Origin of the sequence: Caulobacter flavus (assembly GCF_003722335.1) — a bacterium.
GTDB lineage: Bacteria > Pseudomonadota > Alphaproteobacteria > Caulobacterales > Caulobacteraceae > Caulobacter > Caulobacter flavus.
This window is the reverse complement of record NZ_CP026100.1, coordinates 5,187,551-5,209,125: the sequence shown is the minus strand read 5'-3', so window position 1 is coordinate 5,209,125 and position 21,575 is coordinate 5,187,551. Positions and strand designations below refer to the sequence as shown.

Below are 21,575 nucleotides of genomic sequence, written 5' to 3'. Positions count from 1 at the left end.
GTCCCGGATAACGGCTTCGCCGTTTCCGGGATGACGAGCGCTAGCCGAAGCTCAGCCTCGCCGCCGCTTCAGGCTGGACATCTGCAGCACCGTGGCGATCGCCGCCAGGCCCGCGCCCATCAGGGCCACGCTGCTCCAGCCGCCCAGGTTCCAGGCCGCCGCCGCCGCGGCCGAGCCGGCCGCGCCGCCTAGGAACATGCCGCCCATGAAGAGGGTGTTCAGCCGCGCCCGCGCCTCGGGGCGCAAGGCGTAGACCAGGTGCTGGTTCGAGACCAGCGCGCCCTGCACCGCGAAGTCCAGCAGCACCACGCCGACCAGCAGGCCCGCGATCGACACCCAGGTCCCGAACAGGATCCACGAGGCCAGGGTCAGCACCGCGCCGAGCGCGATGGTCAGGTGCGGGCCGCGCTTGTCGGCGATCCGGCCGGCGATGGGGGCGGCCAGCACGCCCACCACGCCCACGATCCCGAACAGGCCGGCGACGTCGGCGCCCAGAGAGAAGCGCTGCTGCAGCTGCAGGGCCAGGATCGTCCAGAAGGCGGTGAAGGCGGCGAACAGGCTGGCCTGGGTCAGGGCCGCCAGGCGAAGTTCCGGGAACTCGCGCCACAGCTTGCCCAGCGAGCCCAGCAGGTCGGCATAGGTGAGGTCGGTATCCGGCTTGCTGCGCGGCAGGGCCAGCGCCATCAGCGCGGCGGCGGCGAGCGCGATCGGCGCGCCCAGCCAGAACATCGCCCGCCAGCCGCCGTGGGTGGCGACGAACCCGGCCAGGGTGCGCGACAGCAGGATGCCGCACAGCAGGCCCGACATCACCGTCCCCACCGTCGCACCGCGCTTTTCGGGGGCGGACAGGTGAGCGGCGAAGGGCACGATCTGCTGGGCCACGGTGGCTCCGGCTCCGACCAGCAGCGAGGCCAGCAGCAGCAGGGCGGCGCTCGGCGCGACGGCGGCGGCGACCAGGGCCAAGGCCAGCACCAGGAACTGCGCGACGATCAGGCTCTTGCGCTCCATGCGGTCGCCCAGCGGCGTCAGCAGGAAGAGGCCGGCGGCGTAGCCCAGCTGGGTCGCGGTCGGCACGAAGGCCGTCAGCGGGCCGGGCAGGTCGCGCTCGATCAGGCCCAGCATCGGCTGGTTGTAGTAGATGTTGGCCACGGCCAGGCCGGCGGCGGCGGCCATGGCGAAAGTCAGGCCCCGGCCCAGGGCGGGCGAGGCTTCGGCGAGCTTGGGGGCAGGGCGGGCGGCGGCGCTCATGATCGGCTCCAGGCCGCCCGACGAAGGGGGAGGGGGCGGCGTTCCGTGGCAGTCGCCGAGCTATATAGAGCATCCCGCTGATGATTATAGTATGGGCTTGCGGTAAGCTGGCATAACGGAATTCGATAGAATGGACCTCGCCGACGTCGGCGTCTTCGTGGAGGCCGCGCGGGCCGGCAGCCTGGCCGGGGCGGCGCGACGCCTGGGCATCACGGCCATGGCCGCCTCGCGGCGCATGGCGGCGCTGGAGCAGGAAGTCGGAGCGCGCCTCGTCCATCGCACTACGCGCGCCCTGTCGCTGACCAGCGAGGGCGAGGCCTTCCTGCCGCACGCCCTGGCCATGCTGGAGGGTGAGGCCGCCGCCCGCGCGGCGATCCGGCCGTCCGACGCCGGCGCCTCGGGCCTGCTGCGGATCACGGCGTCGGCCGCCTTCGGCCGCAAGGTGGTGGCCCCGGCCGTCGCCGCGTTCATGCACGTCAATCCCGAGGTGTCGGTCGACCTCTTGCTGACCGACAGCGTCGTCGACATCGTCGCCGGCGGCATCGACCTGGCCATCCGCATCGCGCCGCTGCGCGACAACTCGCTGGTCGCCCGGCGGCTGGCCGACAACCCGCGCGCCCTCTACGCCGCGCCGGACTATCTGGAGCGGCGCGGCGTTCCGAGCAAACTCGCCGACCTCGCCGAGCACGACTGCCTGGCGATGAGCGGCGCGACCCACTGGGCCTTCGTCGCCTCCGGCGGCAAGCCGGTGCAGCAGAAAGTGGCCGGGCGGTTCACGGCCAGCGGCGTCGAAGGGCTGCACCAGGCCTGCTTGGGCGGGGCGGGGATCACGCCGCTGTCGGCCTGGGACGTGCGCGACGAGGTCGCCGACGGACGCTTGGTCGAGCTGCCTCTGGAAGACGCCGCCCTGCCGGGGTGGTCGATCTGGGCGGTCTATCCGACGGCGCGCCAGGCGCCGGCCAAGGTCCGCCTGTTCGTGGCGGCCTTGGCGCAGCGGCTGGGCGAAGGGTGATCAGGGCTTGAGGCCGGCCTCGGCCATTTCGTCGCCGGCGTACGGGTTCAGCGCCTGGGCGGCGGCGATGTCGCCGCGGCCGCCGGCCTCGTCGCCCTTGCGCAGCTTGGTCAGCCCCCGGCCGTACAGCGAACTCGACTGCTTGGCCTCTATCTTCAGGGCCTGGTCGTAGCGGCGCACGGCCTCGTCCAGGCGGCCGTCGCGCAGGGCCACCAGGGCGTAGCTGTCCCAGAAACCCGAGGCCTTGGGCGAGCGCTTGACCGCTTCGGCGCAGTCGGCCTCGGCCTTGCCAAGCTCGATGTTGGCCAGGGCGAGCGACCAGCAGCGGTTGTTGTAGGCGCTGCCGTCGGTGTCGCTGGCGATCTGCGTATCGTAGAGCGCGGCGGCTTCCGCGCCGCGCCCCGACAGGCGCAGCAGACGCTCCCTCATGCCGCGCGCGCTCGATTGCAGCGGCGACATCCGGTCGGCCTCGTCGAGATCGGCCAGGGCTTCGTCCACGCGGCCCAGGCGCCGTAGCGCTTCGGCGCGGCCGTACAGGTTGACCGGTTCCGTCGGCTCCAGGCGCAGGGACGCGTCGAACTCGGCCAGGGCCTCGGTGTTGCGGCCAAGTTCCCCGAGAACCGCGCCGCGCCGGCGGTGCAGGCTCGCCTTTCCGGGCTCCAGCTTGATGGCGGCGTCTGCGCCGACCAGGGCGCGGTCATAGCGCTTGAGGCCGAACATGACGTCGGAATAGGCGCCCAAGGTTTCGGCGTCGTCGGCGTTGGCCGCGTAGACCGCCTCGATGGCCGCCTGGCCTTGCTCGGTCTTGCCGCCGCGGATCAGCAGGGCGCCGCGCTTTAGGGCCAGGCCGGGATCGTCGTCCTGCTTCAGAGTGGCGTCCATGTAGGCCAGGGCCTTGGCGTCGCCGCTCTGGCGGCGAAGCGTCTCGGCCTTGCCGCGCACCGCCATGCGGAAACCTGGGCTGACCGCCAGGGCGCGGTCATAGGCGAGCATGGCGTTGGCGTCGTCGCCGGTGGCGGCCAGGTAGTCGCCGATGCCGACCAGGGTCGAGCCGTCGGTCGCCTTGGCGATCGCGGCCGGCCAGGGGGACTTGGCCTCTTCCTTGCCCTCGGCCTTGTACTGGTAGATCCGCGGCACCTGGTCGTCGAACTTGGCGGCCTGCTTGCCGACCAGCTTGGCCTCTTCGGCGCTGATCTCGGGCGCCAGGGTGCGGCGGCTGGTGACGGCCCGCAGCACGCCGTCGGACATGTGGATCTGGCGTTGATAGGCCACGCCGCCGATCAGCGCGTCGATGGGCTCCATGGCGTAGCCCCACTTCCAGCCGTCCGTCTCCGGCGGCAGGCGAACGGTGACGCTCCAGCGGTCATAGCTGGGGAAGTCGGTCAGCCAGGGCGCGGTCTGGTCCTGCTCGCGCGGGCGGCGCATCGGCGCCGGCGCGGCGAAGCCGACGATATTGAGGTAGTAGTAGCGGCCGTCCTTGGCGTCGCCCTCCCACTCCATCTCGCCTTCTCCCTCGAAGGTCAGGGTGGCCATGTTCTGCTTCTCGTCATAGCGCCAGGCGACGGTCTCGGGGTCGACCCAGGTGTAGGACTGCGCCCAGTAGGCCTTCAGCTTGCGTTCGGCGTCGTCCTTGGTCAGCTGCGACAGGCCGGTCTTGAAGCCGAAGGCCGCGTCGCCGCGGAAGATCTGCTCGCCGCTGACGCGGGCCGGCTTGTCCACGCCGCGCGAGATGTCGATGGTCAGCGCCATCGCGCCGTCGGCCAGCACCGGCGGGACGGCGGCCACCGGCTCCAGCTTGACCTCGCCCGCGCGCAGGGGCAGGGCCCAGCGGAAAGTCGGCTCGGGCAGGCGGTTCAGGTCGCTGTCGCCCATGCGCGTGCCGTCCAGCCAGTAGGTCCGGCCGCCGATGACGGCGCGGACGAGCACGTGGTCGAAGGCCGCCGCGATGGGCAGGCGCTCGTTGATGCCGTCGCCGCCCTCGGAATTGACCAGCACCGCCTCGGCCGGCACGCCCAGTTCGCGCAGCAGCGCCAGCAGCAGAGCGGTCTTGCCCTTGCAGTCGCCGAACCGGCGTTTCCAGGTTTCGTCGGCGGCGGCGGGGCGATAGGCGCCGTCGTCCAGTCCGACGAAGACGTAGCGGATGCGCTCCTGGACCAGGGCCAGGGCCGCGGTGGCGCGGGCCAGGGGATCGGCGGTGGTCGCGGCGATGCGGGCCGCCTCGGCCTTGATCGGCGAGCTGGGCGCCAGAACCGACGCCTCCTCGTACAACGGCAGCATCAGGTGCGAGACGTCGGTCCAGTCGGCGAAGCCGCTGAATTGCACCAGGCGGCGCAGGTTGTAGCGCAGGGGCGCGCCATCGGTGGCGATGGCGCTCTTGAGGTCGCGCATCTCGACATCGAGCACATAGTCGTCGCCCCGTTCGACGGGCTTGACGGCGCCGAGGTCGGTCGTGGCGCGCCAGGCCAGGTTCCGGCCCTTGGGCCAGGTCAGCCGCATCCGGTAGGCGCCGGCCATCTCGGTGGCCGGCAGGGCCATGCCGCCCTGCGAGTGCTCGCCGAGCGTCGGGTCGCGGCGCTTGGTGGTGGCGGCGAACTCCACCTCGTCGCCCACCTGCAGACCAGGGGCCTGCAGCGTGGCGGTGAGGTCGCCAGACAGCGTCGACATCTCCAGGCTGTTCTCGCGCTGGAGCACGGTGAACTTGGTCTTGGCCAGGATGTCGATCTCGCGCCCGTCGCGCAGGATGCGCAGCTTGTGGACCTTCAGGTCGTCGGAGCTGGGGTTCCACACCGCCGAGACGTTGCCGATGGAGAGGGCCTCGGGCTTGAGGATCTTCATCCGATAGGCGGTGTAGAACTCGTCGCCGTCGGCGCCGATGCGGGTCTGGGTGTCGGTGTAGAGCACCTGCACCGCCGCGCCTTCGGGGGCGGCGGTTCCGGTGGGGGCCGGCGGCGGGGCGACCCACGACGGCGCCGGGCCGTAAAGGACCGTGCGCGACCCGGCTTGCGCGCTCCCGGCCGCGGCCAGGATCGCCGCGGCGATGCTCCAAACTCTCATGAAAGCCCCCTTGGTACTGAGCGCGGACAATAGCCAAGCTAGCCGGCCGAGCAACTTGCGGCTGCGGTTGGCGGACGAAGTTTCCCGTTGGGTGAGAAAGCCCGGGGCGACCTTGCCCGCTTTTTCATTGTTTGCAGGCCCCGGCCGGTCCATGCCCCGGAAATCGTTTCGTATTCGGAGGCCGCCTTGACCGACAACCGCACCCAGAAAGAGCGCATGCTGGCCGGCGACCTCTATGATCCGATGGACGCCGAGATCGTCGCCGACCAGGAACAGACCCTGGCCTGGATGGAACGCTACAACGCCGCCGGCCAGACGATCGCCCAGCGCCACGCCCTGCTCGCCGAACTGTTCGCGAGCGTCGGCCCCGGCGCCAACATCCGCGCGCCGTTCCACTGCGACTACGGCTACAACATCACCCTGGGCGACGGAGTGTTCATGAACTTCGGCTGCGTGATCCTCGACGTGGTGGCCGTCAGCATCGGCGACCGGACGATGATCGGCCCGCACGTGAAGATCTTCGCCGCCGACCATCCGCGCGACGCCGAGACCCGCAAGACGGGGCTGGAGTTCGGCCGGCCCGTGGTCATCGGCAAGGATGTCTGGATCGGCGGCGGAGCCATCATCGTCCCGGGCGTCACCATCGGCGACGGCGCGGTGATCGGGGCCGGGGCGGTGGTCACCCGCGACGTGCCGGCCGGCGCGACGGCGGTCGGTAATCCGGCCCGCGTGAAGAGCTGACGAGGAAAGTCCCGACAAAAAGTTCGGGCAGGGTGTCGGGACGGGGTCTGGTCCCGCGTCCTTGGCCCGACAACCAAAACCAGGGAGCCGCCACCATGCGCATGATCTTCGTCAACCTGCCGGTCGCCGACCTCGACCGGTCCAAGGCCTTCTTCGAGGCCCTGGGCTTCTCGATCAATCCGCAGTTCAGCGACGAGACCGCCGCCTGCGTGGTGGTGTCCGAGACCATCTTCGTGATGCTGCTGACGCACGACAAGTTCCGCCAGTTCATCACCGGCGAGATCGGCGACGCCCACGCCGCCACCGAGGTGCTGACCTGCCTGTCGGCCGAAAGCCGCCAGGAGGTCGACGACCTGCTGGCCAAGGCGCTGGCAAACGGCGGCAAGGCCTGGAAGCCGATCATGGACATGGGCCCGATGTACGGCGCCAGCTTCCAGGATCCCGACGGCCACGTCTGGGAGCTGATGTACATGGACATGGCGGCCATGGGGCAGGGCGGCTGATCGCCTGCCGGACAGTATTTCAGGATTGAAACTCAGTCGCAGTTACGCCTATAGCCGCCGTCTCGTTTCAAGGGATGGTCCATGCGACTCCGTTTCTCGCGCGCCGCCGCCCGGCGCGCCCTGTTCTCGACGCTCAGCCTGGCGGCGCTCTCGACGGGCGCCGCCGCCCATGCCCAGGCGCAAGGGAGCGACGTCGAGCAGGTTGTCGTCACGGCCGCCCGCACCAAGCTTCCGGTCACCGCGCTGCCGCTGACGGTGGACGTGATCGACAGCCAGACCCTGGACCAGCAGCTGGCCGTCAGCGGCTCGGTCATCGACGCCATCTCCAACCTGTCGGCCTCGTTCTCGCCGACCCGCGAGAAGCTGTCGGGCTCGGGCGAGAGCCTGCGCGGCCGCTCGCCGTTGTTCGCCATCAACGGCATTCCGCAGTCGACGCCGATCCGCGACGGCTCGCGCGACGGCTACACGATCGATCCGTTCTTCATCGAGCGGGTCGAGCTGATCTACGGCTCCAACGCCCTGCAGGGCATCGGCGCCACCGGCGGCGTGGTCAACCAGGTCACGGTGGGCCCGCCCAGGCGCGACGGCGTGTCGGGCAAGGTGCTGACCCAGACCACCATCGGTCACGACATGGGCGACAGCATCGGCGCCAAGGTCGCCGGCCTGGTCGCCTGGCGCCAGGGCGCGTTCGACGCCACCGCCGGCGTCGCCTGGGAAAAGCGCGGCGCCTTCTACGACGCCAACGGCCGCCGCATCGGCATGGACAACACCCAGGGCGACGTCCAGGATTCCAAGGCCCTGTCGTTCTTCGGCCGCTTCGGCTGGCAGCTGAACGAGACCGTCCGCCTCGACGTCGTCGCCAACCGCTTCGAGCTGAAGGGCGACGGCGACTACGTGACCGTCACCGGCACGCCGCCCGCGGTCACCGACGGCGTACGGGCCACGCGCCTGCCGACCACCTCCATCCACGGCGCCGCGCCCGGGAAGACCGCCGCCAACCGCGTCGAGACGCTGTCGGCCCAACTGGCGGACAGCGACCTCTTCGGCGGCGATTTCACCGTCCAGGTCTTCTACAATCGTTCGCGCGACACGTTCGGCGGCGACATCAGTCCGACCTTCCAGGACGTGCGTATCGCGCCGCCGGACACGCTGTTCGACCAGTCGTCGAACCGCTCGCGCAAGCTGGGCGCGCGCATGAACTACGAGCGCCAGGTGCCGGGCATCGAGGGGCTGACCGCCACCGTGGGCCTCGACGCCATGAACGACCGCACCGAGCAGATGCTGATCGCCACCGGTCGCGCCTGGGTGCCGCCGACCAAGTTCCAGAGCCTGGCGCCCTTCATCCAGGGCAACTACGCGCTGCTGGACGGCAAGCTGCGCCTGGCCGGCGGCGTGCGCTTCGAGAACGTCGAGCTGAAGGTCGACGACTTCGAGACCCTGGCCTCCTACGGCTCGCGCAAGGTCACGGGCGGCAACCCCGACTTCAAGGCCACCCTGGCCAACGGCGGCGTCGTGTTCGAGCCGGCTTCGGGCCTGCGTCTCTACGCCAGCTACGCCGAGGGCTACACCGTGCCGGACGTGGGCCGGATCCTGCGCTCGATCAATGTCGACAACGTCAAGGTCGACAGCTACCTCAACATCGAGCCGATCGTGTCGAACAACCGCGAGATCGGCGGCGAGTGGAAGCGCGGGCGCATCGACGCCAGCGTCACCTATTTCTGGTCGTCGTCGAAGCTGGGCCAACTGCTGGTCAAGAACTCGGGCGGCATCTTCGACGTCCAGCGCCAGAAGGTCGCCATCGAGGGCCTCGAGGTCAATGTGAAGGCCAAGACCTCGGTCCCGGGCCTCGACCTGTCGGCCGGCTACGCCCGCCTGCGCGGCCAGACCGACGTCGACAAGGACGGCCGTGTCGAAACCGACCTCGACGGCGCCAACATCTCGCCCGATCGCATCAATCTGGCGGCCGACTACGCCACGGGCGACTGGAACCTGCGCCTGCAGGTCCGCGCCTACCTGAAGCGCGACATGAGCAACGCCCTCGTGAAGGATGACTTCGACGGCTACACCCTGGCCGACGCCTTCGTCGGTTACCGGCTGCCCGTCGGCGAGCTGTCGCTGGGCGTGCTGAACCTGCTGAACAAGCAGTACATCACCTACAACTCCGACACCGTCATCCCGGCCAAGGACAAGTTCTACGCTGGCCGCGGCCGCACGGCGACGGTCGGCTGGACGGCGCGCTTCTGATGAAGACCCTGCGGCTCCTGCACCGCTGGTCGGGCGGTCTCATCGGCCTCCTGCTGGCGGTGCTGGGCCTCACCGGCGCCCTGCTGGTGCACGAGGACGCGTTCCTGCGCGCCACCGTGCCCCACGCGGCCGACGCTCAGCGGCAGGACACGGCGACCCTGGCGGCGGCCGCGACGCGGATCTTCGCCGCGCAGGACCGCCCGCGCTCGATCGTTCTGGCGACCGAGCGCAAGGGGCTGCACAAGCTGTCCTATCCGGGCGAGACCGAGAAGGGCGCCTATGCCGACCAGGACGGCGCGATCGTCCAGGCCTGGACCTCCAACTGGGCCCGGCCGGAAATCTGGCTGTTCGACCTGCACCACCACCTGTTCGCCGGCGACGTGGGCGACATCGTCGGCGGGATCGCCGGCCTGTTCGGCCTGGCCTTCGTGGTCACCGGCCTGATCCTGTGGTGGCCGACCCGGCGGATGTTCCACCTGCGGCTCTGGCCGCGGATGATGAAGCGGGCGGCCATCGTCCATCATCACCGCGACCTCGGGGTGCTGGTGGCGCCGCTGCTGGCCCTGTCGCTGACCACGGGCGCGACCATGAACCTGAAATGGTTCTCCCAGGCCCTGCGCGCGCCGTTCACCGCGCCGTCGGTCATGGAGAAGGCTTCGGCCGCGCCCAGGATCAAGGGCGGCAAGCTGGCCCCCGACCTCGACTGGAGCAAGGTGATCGGCCAGGCCCAGGCGAAGTTCCCGGGTGCGGAGGTGCGCACCGTCGGCCTGCCGGCCAAGACCGGCGGCCTGATCGCCATCCGCCTGCGCCAGCAGGCCGAGTGGCTTCCCAACGGCCGCACCATGGCCTGGTTCGATCCGGCCACCGGCGCGATGGTCGCCGCGCGCGACGCCCAGGCCATGCCGCTGGGCTCGCGGATCACCAACGCCGACTTCCCGCTGCACGCCGCCAAGATCGGCGGCCTGGCCTACCGCCTGGTCATGACGGTTTCGGGCCTGGCCCTGGCCCTGCTGGGCACGCTGGCGGTGGTGACGTTCTGGGGCAATCCGTCGGGCCTGCCAAAGCGCCGCAAGAAGGTGGCGGCGAAGCAGTCTAGGGTCAAGATTGAGCCGGCGGCTGAGCCGAGGCCAGAGAATGTCTAGTCTGAGGCCCAGCTAGAATGCAGCTTGCAGCCAGCGCAGCTCCATCCGCGCAGGCTCATTTGAGCGCATTTCGTCGTCTCGGTTAGCGGCAAGGAGCGTCCAGTCGATGACGCGCCATCGACGGGTGGCCCTGCCGATCCGAAGTCCTGGTTCGCTCAGCTTTCCCTAGTTTTGTTCTTGCAGGGTTCGGGGCAAGGTCGACCGCTTCAGATTGAGGCGTCAGATCATGGCCCCGCAAAAGAGCTATCGTAGGAAATTTGAGCGCCGGCCGCCGTACATTCCTGCGGGCGGATTTGCTTTCGCCCTCCCCAGAAAGTTGGCGGAGGAGAATGCTGAGGAGGCTGTAACCATCAGCCTAATCTGCCATCGTCGACTTTTCGGTGAGTGTTACAGTCGCATTTTTCCTGATTATCGCTTTGCTGTGAGTGAAATATCGGGGGTATTTATACTGTCTTTCGCGGAAACACGGTTGTTTTTGAGTGATGTGAATCGACCGGGAGATATCGATCTTATTATTGTTCCATATGAAAAGGACGAGTTGATCCTTGATCAGACCTTCGCGTTGGAGGTCAAGGTTGTACGAGCTAGTTATGAAAAGCAGGGAAAGTCACCCAACGAGTTCGGATTTTCCCAAGGAAAAGCGCTGCTCGATATGGGGTTTCCCTACGTAGGCGTCGCGCACCTCATCGTTTCTGACGAAAGTCCTCAAGATGCTTGGCGTGAGATGCGGCGCTATGAGGTTCTCGATGAGCACGGCAGCCTGGGGCATGAAGGCAGCGATATAGTTGACCATCTTCCATGGATTTTGGTTGATAGAGTCTATGGGCGCCTTTCGAAGGCGTGCATGTATGAAGAACTTGCTTTGCTGTCGGCCTTCGTGAAGCATTCCGATGAGAAGGTTGCGGCTAAGTATAGCGGAGTAATTTGGATGCCTGCCGGGCGGTCAGCCCGTCGAAATTCAAAAATAAATCTGAAGCTATTGGATTCTATTGGTCAATTTTTTGTATCTCGCCCAAATTGCTGGTTTGATAGTCCAAGTCGTGATCCGCGATTGGAGATACCCGAAGGCGGCTAGAAACTAAGCACCGTCACGGCATCCTCCACCGCGATCTCGCCGCCTTCGATGACACGGGCGGTAAGGCCGCCGCGGCCGCGCACGGCGTTGTAGCCGCCTTCGCCGAGGATGGCGTTCATCCGGCCGCAGGGATGGCAGCCGCCGGTGGCTTCCAGCACCGCGCCGCCGATCCGGAAGCGCTTGTCCGACAGGCCCTGGAGATTGATTCCCGCGACCACCAGGTTGCGGCGCAGGTCGAAGGGGGAGGCGGGTTCGGCCCGGCCCAGGAAGGCGGCGATGGCCGCCAGGTCCTCGGCCTGGATCAGGGTGACCTGGCGCGGACCGCCGGGGCGGCCGGCATAGTGGTCGCCGACGAGGCCGGCCTCGACGGTGATTTGCGCGCGATCGACGGATACGAGCGGCTCGCGACGAGCCGGGCGCAGGCCGATCCAGGTCAGCCGACCCGGCCGCATGGGCCCGGCGATCAGCCGGGCGAGGGGACTGTCGGGGTTCAGGCCCCGCCTGGTCCCCGGCGTCGTCACGCCTTCTCCACGAAGCTGTCGATGACCTTCTTCTCGCCGGCCTTCTCGAAGTCGACGGTCAGCTTGTTGCCCTCGATCGAGGCCACCTTGCCGTAGCCGAACTTGACGTGGAACACGCGGTCGCCGCGGCTGTAGGCGCTGTTGGTCGGGGCTGAGACGGCCACCAGCCGGCCTTCGCCCTCGATCGGCTTGGCCCGCGCGGCCGAGCCGCCGCCGCGCCAGGCGGTGGCGCCGCCCGACCGTTCGCCAAAGCCGCGTGACGACTGCTGCACCCGGTCCTGCGCGCGCTTCCAGCCGGGGCTGTCGTAACTGCCGCTCTGGAAGGCGCTGACGCCCGGATCGTCCCAGCGCGACGACACGGTCTGCTGCATGCCCGGGCCTCCGCCGTAATAGCCGGTCTCCGAGCCCGCATCGACGTGCTCCAGCGGCAGTTCGTCGACGAAGCGGCTGGGCAGCTGGCTGGTCCAGCGGCCGTAGACCTGGCGGTTGGCCACGAAACTGATGCGGGCCTCCTCGCGGGCGCGGGTGATGCCCACATAGGCCAGGCGCCGCTCTTCCTCGAGGCCCTTCTCGCCCTTGTCGTCCATGCTGCGCTGGCTGGGGAACACGCCTTCCTCCCAGCCGGGCAGGAACACCAGCGGGAACTCCAGGCCCTTGGCCGAGTGCAGGGTCATGATCCAGACGGCGTCGCCGGTGGCCTCGCGGTCCAGATCCATGACCAGCGACACGTGCTCCAGATAGGCCTCCAGGCTGTCGAACTGGCCCATCGACTGGACCAGTTCCTTCAGGTTCTCCAGGCGCGTCTGGCTGGTCGGGCCTTTGTCGAGGCGCAGCGCGTCGGTGTAGCCGCTCTCCTCCAGCACCATCTCCAGAACGCGCTGGTGGTGCATGTTTCCGATCTGCGCCCGCCAGCGGTCGAGGTCGCGGATGAAGTTGGACAGCGCCGTGCGGGTGCGGGCGGGCAAGTCGTCGCTGCCGATGATCACCCGCGCCGCCTCGACCGTGGAGATTCCCTCCAGCCGGGCGATCTGCAGCAGCTTCTGCACCGAGGTGTCGCCGATGCCGCGCTTGGGGGTGTTGACGATGCGCTCGAAGGCCAAATCATCGTCGGGCGACTGGATCAGGCGCAGATAGGCGTGGGCGTCGCGAATTTCCGCCCGCTCGAAGAACCGCGGGCCGCCGACCACCTTATAGGGGATCTGCAGCATCACGAAGCGCTCTTCGAAGGCGCGCATCTGGAACGAGGCGCGCACCAGGATGGCCATCTGATTGTAGCGGCGGCCGGCGCGCTTGGCCTTCTCGATCTCGTCGGCGACCATCCGGCTTTCGGCTTCGCCGTCCCAGACGCCGCTGACCTTGACCTTCTCGCCGCCGGTTTCCTCCGTCCACAGGGTCTTGCCCAGGCGGCCCTTGTTGGCGGTGATCAGGGTCGAGGCGGCGGCCAGGATGTGCTCTGTCGAGCGGTAGTTGCGCTCCAGCCGCACGACCTTGGCGCCGGGGAAGTCGCGCTCGAAGCGCAGGATGTTGTCGACCTCCGCGCCCCGCCAGCCGTAGATCGACTGGTCGTCGTCGCCCACGCAGCAGACGTTCTGGCGGCCCTGGGCCAGCAGGCGCAGCCACAGGTACTGGGCGACGTTGGTGTCCTGGTACTCGTCGACCATCACGTACTGGAAGCGCCGCTGGAAGTCGGCCAGCACGTCCGGATTGCCGGTGAAGATGGTGATGTTGTGCAGCAAGAGGTCGCCGAAGTCGCAGGCGTTCAGGATGCGCAGGCGCTCCTGATACTGGCGGTAGAGGCTGATGCCCTTGCCATTGGCGAATTCGCCGGCCTCCGACGGCGGAACGCGGTCGGGCGTCCAGCCGCGGTTCTTCCAGGCGTCGATCAGGCCCGACAGGATGCGCGGCGTCCAGCGCTTGGCGTCGATGTTCTCGGCCTCGATAAGCTGCTTGAGCAGCCGCTCGTTATCGTCGGTGTCGATGATCGTGTAGTTCGACTTCAGTCCCACCAGCTCGGCGTGGCGGCGCAGGATCTGGGCGGCCACCGAGTGGAAGGTGCCCAGCCACCGCAGGCCCTCGGCTTCCGGGCCGATGATGTGGGTGATCCGCTCGCGCATCTCGCGCGCGGCCTTGTTGGTGAAGGTGACCGCCAGGATCTCCCACGGCCGGGCGCGGCCGGTGGAAAGAATGTGGGCCAGGCGCGTCGTCAGCACGCGGGTCTTGCCCGTGCCGGCGCCGGCCAGCACCAGGACGGGACCCTCGGTCGTGACGACGGCCTCGTGCTGCTCGGTGTTGAGGCCGCTCAGATAGTCGGGCGCGGGCCCGCCGCCGCCCGGAGCCTGGGGGCGGGCGAGATCGGAGATGCGCGGAGCGGGGAGGTCGCCGAACGGGTCGGACGAGTCGAAGCCGGAAGACATGGGAACATATGTAGCACAAACTTCCCCAGGCTTAAGCCCCGGAGGCGGCTTTGCGGAACCCTGGCCACGGCCCTCCCGTTGAACGGCAGGGACGAAACAGGAGCAGGAACATGGCGGAAGAGAGCAAATCGGGCGGCGGCAACAGCGGCCTGGCCTTCATCGTCGGCGCCCTCGTGGTGGTCGTCGCCGTGCTGGCGTTCATGATGTTCTCCGGCGGCTTCACCCAGAAGAAGTCGGTCGACGTCGACATCTCGGCCTCCGCGCCCAAGCTGCCGGACGCGCCGAAGGTTCCCGAAGCGCCCAAGGCTCCCGGCTGAGCCTGACAGGGCAAACGAGAGGAGGCGGGCATGGCTCGCCATCACGGACATCATCACGAAGGCGCCTGGAGCGGCGCGGCGCTGCTGGCGGTTCTCGTCCTCGTCGCGCTGCTGGTCTACGCCGTCTGGCGTTCGGGCCTGCTGGTCGTGCGACCGGACATCGCCGACCTGAGGCTGCCCGACCTGGCGTCGCCGACCCTGCCGACGCCCAACCCCGAACCGCTGCCGGCGCCCGTGCCCAGGCCGGGGTGACCGCTTCGCGGCCTCCTCAGTCGCTTTCGCGACAGCTCCCCCAGAGGGGGCGCATCTGAAAATCCTCCCCCTCTGGGAGAGGTGGCCCGGAGGGCCGGAGGGGGTCAGCCGCCCGCGCGCTGCAGGGCGTAGACACGGCAGGCCGAGGCCAGCGGGCGTTCGCCCCGGCCCACGTCGATGCGCTGGATCAGGGCGGCGATGCTGACGGCGTCCTGCCTGGCGACGCGCTCGAGCGCCGCCCAGAATTCGGGCTCGAGGGCCAGCGAGGTGGCGTGGCCCGCCAGGTTGACCGATCGCTTCTTCAAACTGCCCATCGGCGCAACTCTCCGGCGGAACGTCGGTTCGGCTCTTGATTAAAAATGACGGCGTGTCATCTTTAGTGACGCCACGCCGGGAGCATGCCTGATGAGCACAGCCGCGCAAGTCCTTGACGCTACTTCCGCGCGTCCTCCGCTGGGCGCCCGCGATGCGAGCTTCCGTCTGCAGCCTTTGCGGGCGTTTCGCGCCGTCCGTCGGCTGATCGCCGACAAGGAAGACACGGCCCAGGTGTTCGAGGTCATGCGGGCCCTTTCCGGCCGGGCGATCCCCAACGGCTACGCCCGCCTGCTGAAGACGCCGCAGGGCGGGGCGATCGCGTATCGCCGCGAGGAGTTCGCCGACTGGCTGTCGGACGAAGCCTGGCTGGCCCAGTTCCAGCCGGGCACCGTCGGCGCGGCCTATCGCGACTTCATCGCCCCGCGCGGCCTGACCGCCGAGGGCCTGGCCGACGAGAGCCGCAAGGTGGCCGACGCCGACATGGACGCGGCCCATCCGCTGCTGTGGTACGCCCGCCGCCTGCGCGACGTGCACGACGTCTGGCACGTGCTGACCGGCTACGGCACCGACGCGCTGGGCGAGGTCTGCGTGGTGGCCTTCTCCTACGCCCAGACCCGCAGCCTGGGCTTCGCCCTGATCGCCATGGCCGGGGCCCGCGAGTTCCGCCGCCTGAAGGACGGCCAGCCCTACGGCAAGGCCGTGCGCGAGGCCTGGAAGGCCGGACGCAAGGCTGCCTGGCTGCCCGAGGTCGACTATCCGGCCCTGTTCGCCATGCCGCTGGACGAGGCGCGGCGAGCGCTTGGGATCACGCCGCCAGCCACCTACCAGGCCATTCCGCAGGACCTGCGCGAGCACTACCAGCGGGCGGCCTGAACCTTAGCAATTTCGCTTGTTCGCGCGGCGCGCGCGGCGTTAGCCTTCCTGCAATCAAAACGGGAGGTTCACGATGTCGCGTCGCCTTTGGTCCGCCGCCTCCGTACTGGCGCTGGCGCTGGTTTCCACCCCGGCCTGGACTCAGGTCCAGACGCCGCCGGATGACGAACCGAACATCGACGAAATCATCGTCACCGGCTCGTTGCGCGTCCGCCAGGGCGGCGCCCAGGACATCAACCACTTTCGGGGCCAGTCCGAGGCCGGCCAGATCCCGATGCCCGACACCCTGACGCCGGAGGGGCTGATGGGCGGCTACGACCTGCAGATCCCCGGCGAGGCCTGCGTCCGGGTGCTGTGCGTCACCGGCGAGGCCATGCGCGCCAGCCTGCCGCTGTCGCCGGCCGACAAGATCCTGGTCGGCGTGGGCTTCAACTCCAGCATCGACGCGGCGACCTGGAAGCGCCAGCCGCTCAACCTGGTGGCCGTGGTCGACAAGTCCGGGTCCATGGACGGCGAGCCGCTGGACCAGGTGCGGGCGAGCCTGCGGCAGATCCTCGACCAGCTGCGGCCGGGCGACCAGATCAGCATCGTGCTCTATGGCGATCGGTCGTACCGGCACCTGGAGCCGACGCCGGTGGCGAACGGCAAGGGCGCGATCCGCCGGGCCATCGACGCCATCGAAAGCGAGGGCTCCACCAACATGGAGGAGGGGCTGCAGGTCGGCTACGAGACCGCCTTCGCCAGCCAGCCCGGCTTCAAGGGCGTGACCCGGGTGATGCTGTTCACCGACGAGCAGCCCAATGTCGGCGCGACCGACGCCGACAGCTTCATGGGCATGGCCAGGGAGGCCTCGCGGCGCGGGATCGGCCTGACGACCATCGGCGTCGGCGAGCAGTTCGACGCGCCGCTGGCCACCGAGATCTCCAGCGTGCGCGGCGGCAACCTGTTCTTCCTGCGCGACGAGAGCGACGTCAAGGGAGTGTTCACCGGCAAGCTCGACACCATGGTCTCGGAACTGGCCTATGACCTGAACCTCAGCGTCAAGGCGCGGCCCGGCTATCGGATCACCGGCGTTTACGGCGCGCCCGAGGACGGCCTCAAGCGCGGCGAGGACGGGGCGGTGTCGATCTCCGTCCCGACGGCCTTCCTGTCGACCGAGGGCGGCGGCCTGATGGTCGGCCTGGCCAAGGCCGAGGGCGCGACCTACCTGCCCGAGCCGGCCCTGAAGCCGGGGGATAGCCTGCTCGACGTGTCGCTGAGCTATACCGACAAGGGCGGGGCCAGCCAGACCCAGGCCCTGGCGGTGCCCGCCCCCTCAGGCGCGCCGTCGTCGGGCCTGCGCCTGGCGCATCTGCTGATCGACGAGTTCCAGTCGCTGCACAAGGTCGCCACGCTCTATCACCGGGACAGCGACGAGGAGGGCGCCTATCAGACGCTGCGCCGGTTCGACGAGCGGTTGCGAGGCGAGACCGATCCCAAGCTCGCGCCCGAGCGTAGGCTGGTCGCCAACCTGCTGACGCGGACGGCCATGCTGTCGGGCCATGCCGGCGAGGTCCCCAAGGTCGGGCCGGCCGGTCTCGTCGGCGCCTGGACGATCGCCAGGATCGACGGCGACGGCCAGATCGACCTCAAGCGCGGCGACCGCCTGACCTTCGACGACGAGGAACTGCTGGTCGAGCGTCGCAAGGGCGGCGCCTTCGAGGAGGATCCGTCCGAGACCTATCTCGTCAACGACAGCCAGCTGTCGCTGGAGGATTCCGGGCTGGTGTTCGACTACCGGCTGGCCGACGGCGACTCCCTGGTGCTGACGCACAAGGCGCTCGACCTGCGCCTGACGCTGAAGCGCGATCCCCGGCCGGTGGCGACGGCCGCGATCGACTGACGGCTCAGCCGGCCTGGCCGCCGTCCGCCGCGTGGCGGGCGATGGCCGGGTCGGCGGCCACGGCCTCGAGGATCCAGTCGCGGAAGGCGACGATCTTGCGCACGCGCCGACGGTCCTTCGGATAGACCAGCCAGTAGCCGCCGCCATAGTGCGGCGCGATGTCGAACGGCTGCACCAGGCGCCCCGACGCGATCTCGGCGGCGAAGAAGATCGGCGAGCCGACGGCCAGGCCCTGGCCGGCCAGCGCTGAGGCGACTTCGATCGACTGGGCGTCGGCCGCCAGGCGCGGGGCCTCGGGATTTTGCGGCGGCGCGACGCCGGCGGCGCGAAACCATATCTCCCATTCGCTGGAGGCGCCGATGCGTGGCTGGTTCAGCAGGTCGGCGGGCCGCTCGAACGGCCCATGCCGCGCCAGGAACTCCGGCGAGCAGAGGGCGGTCTGAACGAAGGGCATCAGGAAGTGGGCGGCCAGGCCCGGCCAGTCGCCGTCGCCGGCGCGCAAGCCCAGGTCCGCCTCGCCGCGGTCCAGGTCGCGCAGCACGTGGCTGCCCTCCAGCCGCACGGCGATCATCGGATGGGCCAGCTGGAAGGCGCCCAGGCGCGCGGCCAGCCAGTGGTTGGCCAGGCTCTGCATGGTGGTGATGGCCAGCACGCCCTGGTCGGCCTCGACCAGGTCCGACAGCGCCGCGCGTAGCAGGCCCATCGACTCGGCGGCGGCCCGCGCCAGCCGTTCGCCCGCCGGGGTCAGGTCGACCTCGCGCACCCGGCGCACGAACAGCGGCTGGCCCAGGCGCTGCTCCAGGGTCTTCACCTGCCAGCTGACGGCCGCCTGGGTGACGCCCAACTCGTCGGCCGCGCGCGTGAAGCTCTTCAGCCGGGCGGCGGCTTCGAAGACGCGGATGGCGCCCAGCGAGTATGAAGCAAGGATGTCAGCCATAAGTCAGGTTTATCCATAACTCAACGAACCGCGTTTGTCGCGGGTGTCGGAAAGGCCGATCTTCCAGCCGTCGCCGGGGATCAGGAGAGACGGCCATGGAAGAGTTTCACAAGACCCATAAGGAAAGCACGTTCGGCTGGGTGTGGGCGATCGAACGCCTGATCGCCGCCTGGAAGCGGATGGCGGAAACCCCGCAGCCCCCGCCGATGGGCTGCTGCGAGAGCCTGCCGAAGGGCGCGCGCTACTTGGCGCCGCGTTAGGGGCGACTTAGCGCTGGAGCCGTCGCAGGAGGCGCAGGGCGAGAAAGCCGAGCAACAGCGTGACGATCGCCGAGATCGCCGTCCGCCAGTGCACCTTTCCGCGCCGGTCGGTTTCGGCGAGGGCCGACAGTCTGGCCTTCTGCTCTTCTGGCTTGAGCAGCCAGTCCGGACCGGCCTTGGCGCCGAGCAGGACGCCGCGGGGCGGAGCGTCCCCGGCGCCGGGCAGTGCGTGATAGCGCACGGCGACATAGCGACGGGCATGGTCGCCGACCCGGCCGCCGCCGCTCAGGCAGGCGTCCTTGGCCAGTTCTGATTTCGCGGCCGGCGGCGCGCAGATCAGGCGAAGGGCGTGGCCGTCGACGGTCTCGAAGGCGTAGCCGTCCGGCGCCGGCTTGTCGGTGGGGGTGGAGAACACGCCGATGGTCAGCACGCTTTGGGCGCGGGGCGGCGGCGACAGGGCCGGGTCCAGCGGAACCGCCCAGTTCCACAACGCATGCCAGCCCACGAACGCCGCCAGGATCGGGGCAGCGCGGACCGCCGCGTCGCGCAGCGGCCAGGGAGAGGCGGCCGGGTCGCCCAATCAGTCCTCGCGCTTGGCGCCGTCCAGGCTGCGCGACAGCTTGTCGGCGCGGGCGGCGTCGAGGGTCTTCTCGGCCTTGGTGCGGCCAAAGCGGGCGCGGTTCTCGACGGCCGTCTGCCGGGCGTCGGTCTTGGCCTTGGCCTTGCGGGCGTGGTTGAGGTTGAGGATCTCGGCCATGAGGGTCAGGTCTTGGGCTTGGCGGCCGGAGCGGGGGCGGGGGTGCGCTTGCTGGCCGGACGGATGACGAGGGTTTCCTGCAGGCGCAGGCTTTCGCCCTTCTTGATCACATAGGGCGCGCGGCCAGGGAAGACGCAGTTCTGCATCGACAGTTCGTTGCGCAGGATCCAGCGGGTGACCGGCTTTCCGTTGGCCTTGCAGCTGAGGCCCACGGTCCAGGCCGGGACGCCCGGCGCCGCGGGCCAGGCGAAGCCCATGGCCTTGCCGGCCTCGACCGGCTCGTTCTGCGCCTTCACCTGCTTGCCGTCCGAGCCGAACACCAGGGCGTCGGGCCGGATCAGCCGGATCGAGAAGCCGCCATAGCCCTTGACGTCGTTGCTGCCGCCCAGGGCCAGGCTGTCGGCGCGGGCGGTGATCGTGGTGTCGAACTCGATCCGCCGCGCGCCGCCCTTCAGCGGATGGACGATGATCGAGGTCGTCTCGGTGGCCGCATAGACGACCTCGGGCCCCGAATTGACCAGCCAGTCGGCCTTGATCGTCAGCTTGCCGCGCCCGGCCGCGTCGCCCTCGAAGCTGCGGTCGTGGATGTTGAAGGTCAGGCCCTGCATGAACCAGCCGTCGCCGATGCTCTTGCCGTCGACCAGTACCTGGTGCCAGCTCCAGAAGGCCCCGCGCTGATGCAGGTGGTCGGCGGGGCGGTCCTCGGTCAGCACCGTGCCGTCAGGCGCGTACAGCGGATGCACGTAGTTGGAGCGGCCGGGCTCCTTGGCCGGGTCCAGCGGCTTGGTGCGATAGACCAGCACCGTCTTGCCGTCCTCGGTGACGGTGAGGGCGTCGTCGCTGAGCACCGCGTCGATGCGGCCGGCGAAGGCGGGCGTCGCGATCGTCAGCGCGAGAACGGCGGTAAGAGCGGCTTTTCTCAAGACAGGTCGTCCTTGGCGAGAGCGCGGGCGAGGGCGGGGCGGGCGTTGGCGCGGGCCAGCCAGTCGTCGTAGACCGCGTGGGCCGGCAGCATCTGGCGGGCGAACTGCAGCAGGCTGACGAACAGGATGTCAGCGGCCGAGAAGCGCTCGCCCAGCAGCCAGGGCTGCTTTTCCAGCGTGGTGCGCAGGCGCTCGTCCAGGGCCTGGTACTGGGCCTTGTCCTGGTCGTCCTGGCGCTGCTTCCACAGATTGGTCACCGCCGGCTCCAGCACGCCGGCGTAGTAGGCCAGCCAGGACAGGTAGGGGCCCCGGTGCGGGTCGCTGATCATCGGCCCCAGGCCCGCGGTCGGGAACTTGTCGGTCAGGTACAGGGCGATGGCGGCGCTTTCGGTGATCAGCACGCCTTCGTCGACCAGGGCCGGCACCTGGCCGTGCGGATGGGGATTGCGCGGGTCGCGCGCGCCGGTGCCGCTCATGCTGCGGAAGATGTCGACCTTTTCGATGCGGTAGGGCGCGCCCAGCTCCTCAAGAAGCCAGAGGAAGCGGGTCGAGCGCGATCGCGGCGCGTGGAAGAGGGTGAGCATGACGCGTCTCCGTGAACCGTCTGGCATGCGGGTCTTGCTGGCGAACATAAGGCGAACGGAGGGCGCCGGCAATCGGGAAACCAATGGTCGCCCACAGCCGTTTTGAAGGCCATGGCGGCGCGGTGAAGACGTCGCCCATGGGAGGACATGTCCGATGATGGATGCATCTCTGATCCGCGAGCATCTCGAGGTGGTCGGTTCCGACGGCAAGCACGTCGGACGGGTCGACCACGTGGTCGGCACCGAGATCGAGCTGGCCAAGCTCGACCTGGGCGGCGGCCTCAAGCACCACATGATCCCGCTGTCGTGGGTCGACCATGTCGACGACGACGCGGTGCACCTGAGCATGACCCAGGAAGACGCCAAGGCCGGCTGGCGCGAGAAGCACTGATGGCGCGGTGCGTCCTTCGAGGCTTGGCTTCGCCGCGCACCTCAGGATGAGGGGCTATTGCGCTGAATTCCTCATCCTGAGGCGCCCGCGAAGCGGGCCTCGAAGGACGCACGGCCGTTCAAACGAAAAA

Annotated in this window: 22 protein-coding genes; 12 read left to right on the top strand and 10 right to left on the bottom strand. The window is 69.1% G+C overall.

The window, feature by feature from the left end; translation table 11 throughout:
- Positions 1-51: 51 nt before the first annotated feature.
- Positions 52-1,248 (bottom strand): MFS transporter, encoded by a 1,197-nt coding sequence (locus C1707_RS23815; RefSeq protein ID WP_101713700.1) that lies wholly within the window; start codon positions 1,246-1,248, stop codon positions 52-54.
- 130 nt (positions 1,249-1,378) lie between these two features.
- Between C1707_RS23815 and C1707_RS23810 the strand changes: the two genes are divergently transcribed.
- A complete protein-coding gene (locus C1707_RS23810) occupies positions 1,379-2,260 on the top strand; it encodes a LysR family transcriptional regulator (protein WP_101713701.1) in 882 nt (293 codons plus the stop codon).
- Here the strand turns inward: C1707_RS23810 and C1707_RS23805 are convergent, their stop codons facing one another.
- Positions 2,261-5,314, bottom strand: coding sequence for a DUF3857 domain-containing protein (locus C1707_RS23805; RefSeq protein WP_164467447.1), 3,054 nt, complete (start codon positions 5,312-5,314; stop codon positions 2,261-2,263).
- A gap of 186 nt (positions 5,315-5,500) precedes the next feature.
- Between C1707_RS23805 and C1707_RS23800 the strand changes: the two genes are divergently transcribed.
- From C1707_RS23800 to C1707_RS26345, 5 genes are all read left to right on the top strand, one after another.
- Entirely contained in the window at positions 5,501-6,055 is a 555-nt protein-coding gene (locus C1707_RS23800) for a sugar O-acetyltransferase (RefSeq protein ID WP_276310645.1), read from the top strand.
- Positions 6,056-6,150: 95 nt separating this feature from the next.
- Positions 6,151-6,558, top strand: coding sequence for a VOC family protein (locus tag C1707_RS23795; RefSeq protein ID WP_101713703.1), 408 nt, complete (start codon positions 6,151-6,153; stop codon positions 6,556-6,558).
- Positions 6,559-6,639: 81 nt separating this feature from the next.
- A complete protein-coding gene (locus tag C1707_RS23790; RefSeq protein ID WP_101713704.1) occupies positions 6,640-8,802 on the top strand; it encodes a TonB-dependent receptor in 2,163 nt (720 codons plus the stop codon).
- Complete coding sequence (locus C1707_RS23785; protein WP_101713705.1) at positions 8,802-9,944, top strand: PepSY-associated TM helix domain-containing protein; 1,143 nt, start codon at positions 8,802-8,804, stop codon at positions 9,942-9,944. Before C1707_RS23790 ends, C1707_RS23785 begins: the two co-directional genes overlap by 1 nt.
- A 226-nt stretch (positions 9,945-10,170) precedes the next feature.
- Positions 10,171-11,019 carry a hypothetical protein gene (locus C1707_RS26345; protein ID WP_145998401.1) on the top strand — a complete coding sequence of 283 codons (849 nt, stop codon included), beginning with the start codon at positions 10,171-10,173 and terminating at the stop codon, positions 11,017-11,019.
- Here the strand turns inward: C1707_RS26345 and C1707_RS23775 are convergent.
- The gene (locus C1707_RS23775; RefSeq protein WP_240633806.1) at positions 11,016-11,540 is read right to left on the bottom strand and encodes an MOSC domain-containing protein; all 525 of its coding nucleotides are present in this window, start codon (positions 11,538-11,540) and stop codon (positions 11,016-11,018) included. The two genes, C1707_RS26345 and C1707_RS23775, sit on opposite strands and share 4 nt — an antisense overlap.
- Complete coding sequence (locus C1707_RS23770) at positions 11,537-13,954, bottom strand: UvrD-helicase domain-containing protein (RefSeq protein ID WP_101713707.1); 2,418 nt, start codon at positions 13,952-13,954, stop codon at positions 11,537-11,539. Before C1707_RS23770 ends, C1707_RS23775 begins: the two co-directional genes overlap by 4 nt.
- A 110-nt stretch (positions 13,955-14,064) precedes the next feature.
- Here C1707_RS23770 and C1707_RS23765 point away from each other — a divergent pair, with 110 nt between their 5' ends.
- A complete protein-coding gene (locus C1707_RS23765) occupies positions 14,065-14,271 on the top strand; it encodes a hypothetical protein (RefSeq protein WP_101713708.1) in 207 nt (68 codons plus the stop codon).
- A gap of 30 nt (positions 14,272-14,301) precedes the next feature.
- Entirely contained in the window at positions 14,302-14,523 is a 222-nt protein-coding gene (locus C1707_RS23760) for a hypothetical protein (RefSeq protein WP_101713709.1), read from the top strand.
- A 104-nt stretch (positions 14,524-14,627) separates the two neighbouring features.
- On the opposite strand, the gene C1707_RS23755 is transcribed toward C1707_RS23760, so the two are convergent.
- Positions 14,628-14,837, bottom strand: coding sequence for a ribbon-helix-helix domain-containing protein (locus C1707_RS23755; RefSeq protein ID WP_101713710.1), 210 nt, complete (start codon positions 14,835-14,837; stop codon positions 14,628-14,630).
- 91 nt (positions 14,838-14,928) lie between these two features.
- On the opposite strand from C1707_RS23755, the gene C1707_RS23750 reads away from it, so the two are divergent.
- Together C1707_RS23750 and C1707_RS23745 are read left to right on the top strand one after the other, a co-directional pair.
- Positions 14,929-15,711 (top strand): Coq4 family protein, encoded by a 783-nt coding sequence (locus C1707_RS23750; RefSeq protein ID WP_101713711.1) that lies wholly within the window; start codon positions 14,929-14,931, stop codon positions 15,709-15,711.
- 73 nt (positions 15,712-15,784) lie between these two features.
- Positions 15,785-17,593: a vWA domain-containing protein gene (locus C1707_RS23745; protein WP_101713712.1), complete on the top strand. Its 1,809-nt coding sequence runs from the start codon at positions 15,785-15,787 to the stop codon at positions 17,591-17,593.
- Positions 17,594-17,597: 4 nt separating this feature from the next.
- Here the strand turns inward: C1707_RS23745 and C1707_RS23740 are convergent, their stop codons facing one another.
- Positions 17,598-18,530, bottom strand: a complete 933-nt coding sequence (locus tag C1707_RS23740) for a LysR substrate-binding domain-containing protein (RefSeq protein ID WP_101713713.1) — start codon at positions 18,528-18,530, stop codon at positions 17,598-17,600.
- A gap of 95 nt (positions 18,531-18,625) precedes the next feature.
- Between C1707_RS23740 and C1707_RS26340 the strand changes: the two genes are divergently transcribed.
- A complete protein-coding gene (locus C1707_RS26340) occupies positions 18,626-18,790 on the top strand; it encodes a hypothetical protein (RefSeq protein ID WP_164467446.1) in 165 nt (54 codons plus the stop codon).
- 7 nt (positions 18,791-18,797) lie between these two features.
- On the opposite strand, the gene C1707_RS23735 is transcribed toward C1707_RS26340, so the two are convergent.
- The 4 genes from C1707_RS23735 to C1707_RS23720 are packed head-to-tail and all read right to left on the bottom strand — an operon-like array spanning position 18,798 to position 21,054.
- Positions 18,798-19,370, bottom strand: a complete 573-nt coding sequence (locus C1707_RS23735; RefSeq protein WP_101713714.1) for a hypothetical protein — start codon at positions 19,368-19,370, stop codon at positions 18,798-18,800.
- Complete coding sequence (locus C1707_RS23730; RefSeq protein ID WP_101713715.1) at positions 19,371-19,547, bottom strand: DUF4169 family protein; 177 nt, start codon at positions 19,545-19,547, stop codon at positions 19,371-19,373.
- Between the two features lie 5 nt (positions 19,548-19,552).
- Complete coding sequence (locus C1707_RS23725) at positions 19,553-20,470, bottom strand: DUF6807 family protein (RefSeq protein WP_101713716.1); 918 nt, start codon at positions 20,468-20,470, stop codon at positions 19,553-19,555.
- The gene (locus tag C1707_RS23720; RefSeq protein ID WP_101713717.1) at positions 20,467-21,054 is read right to left on the bottom strand and encodes a glutathione S-transferase family protein; all 588 of its coding nucleotides are present in this window, start codon (positions 21,052-21,054) and stop codon (positions 20,467-20,469) included. Before C1707_RS23720 ends, C1707_RS23725 begins: the two co-directional genes overlap by 4 nt.
- A gap of 154 nt (positions 21,055-21,208) precedes the next feature.
- Here C1707_RS23720 and C1707_RS23715 point away from each other — a divergent pair, with 154 nt between their 5' ends.
- On the top strand, positions 21,209-21,445 hold the full coding sequence (locus C1707_RS23715) for a DUF2171 domain-containing protein (RefSeq protein ID WP_101713718.1): 237 nt from the start codon (positions 21,209-21,211) through the stop codon (positions 21,443-21,445).
- Positions 21,446-21,575: the final 130 nt, after the last annotated feature.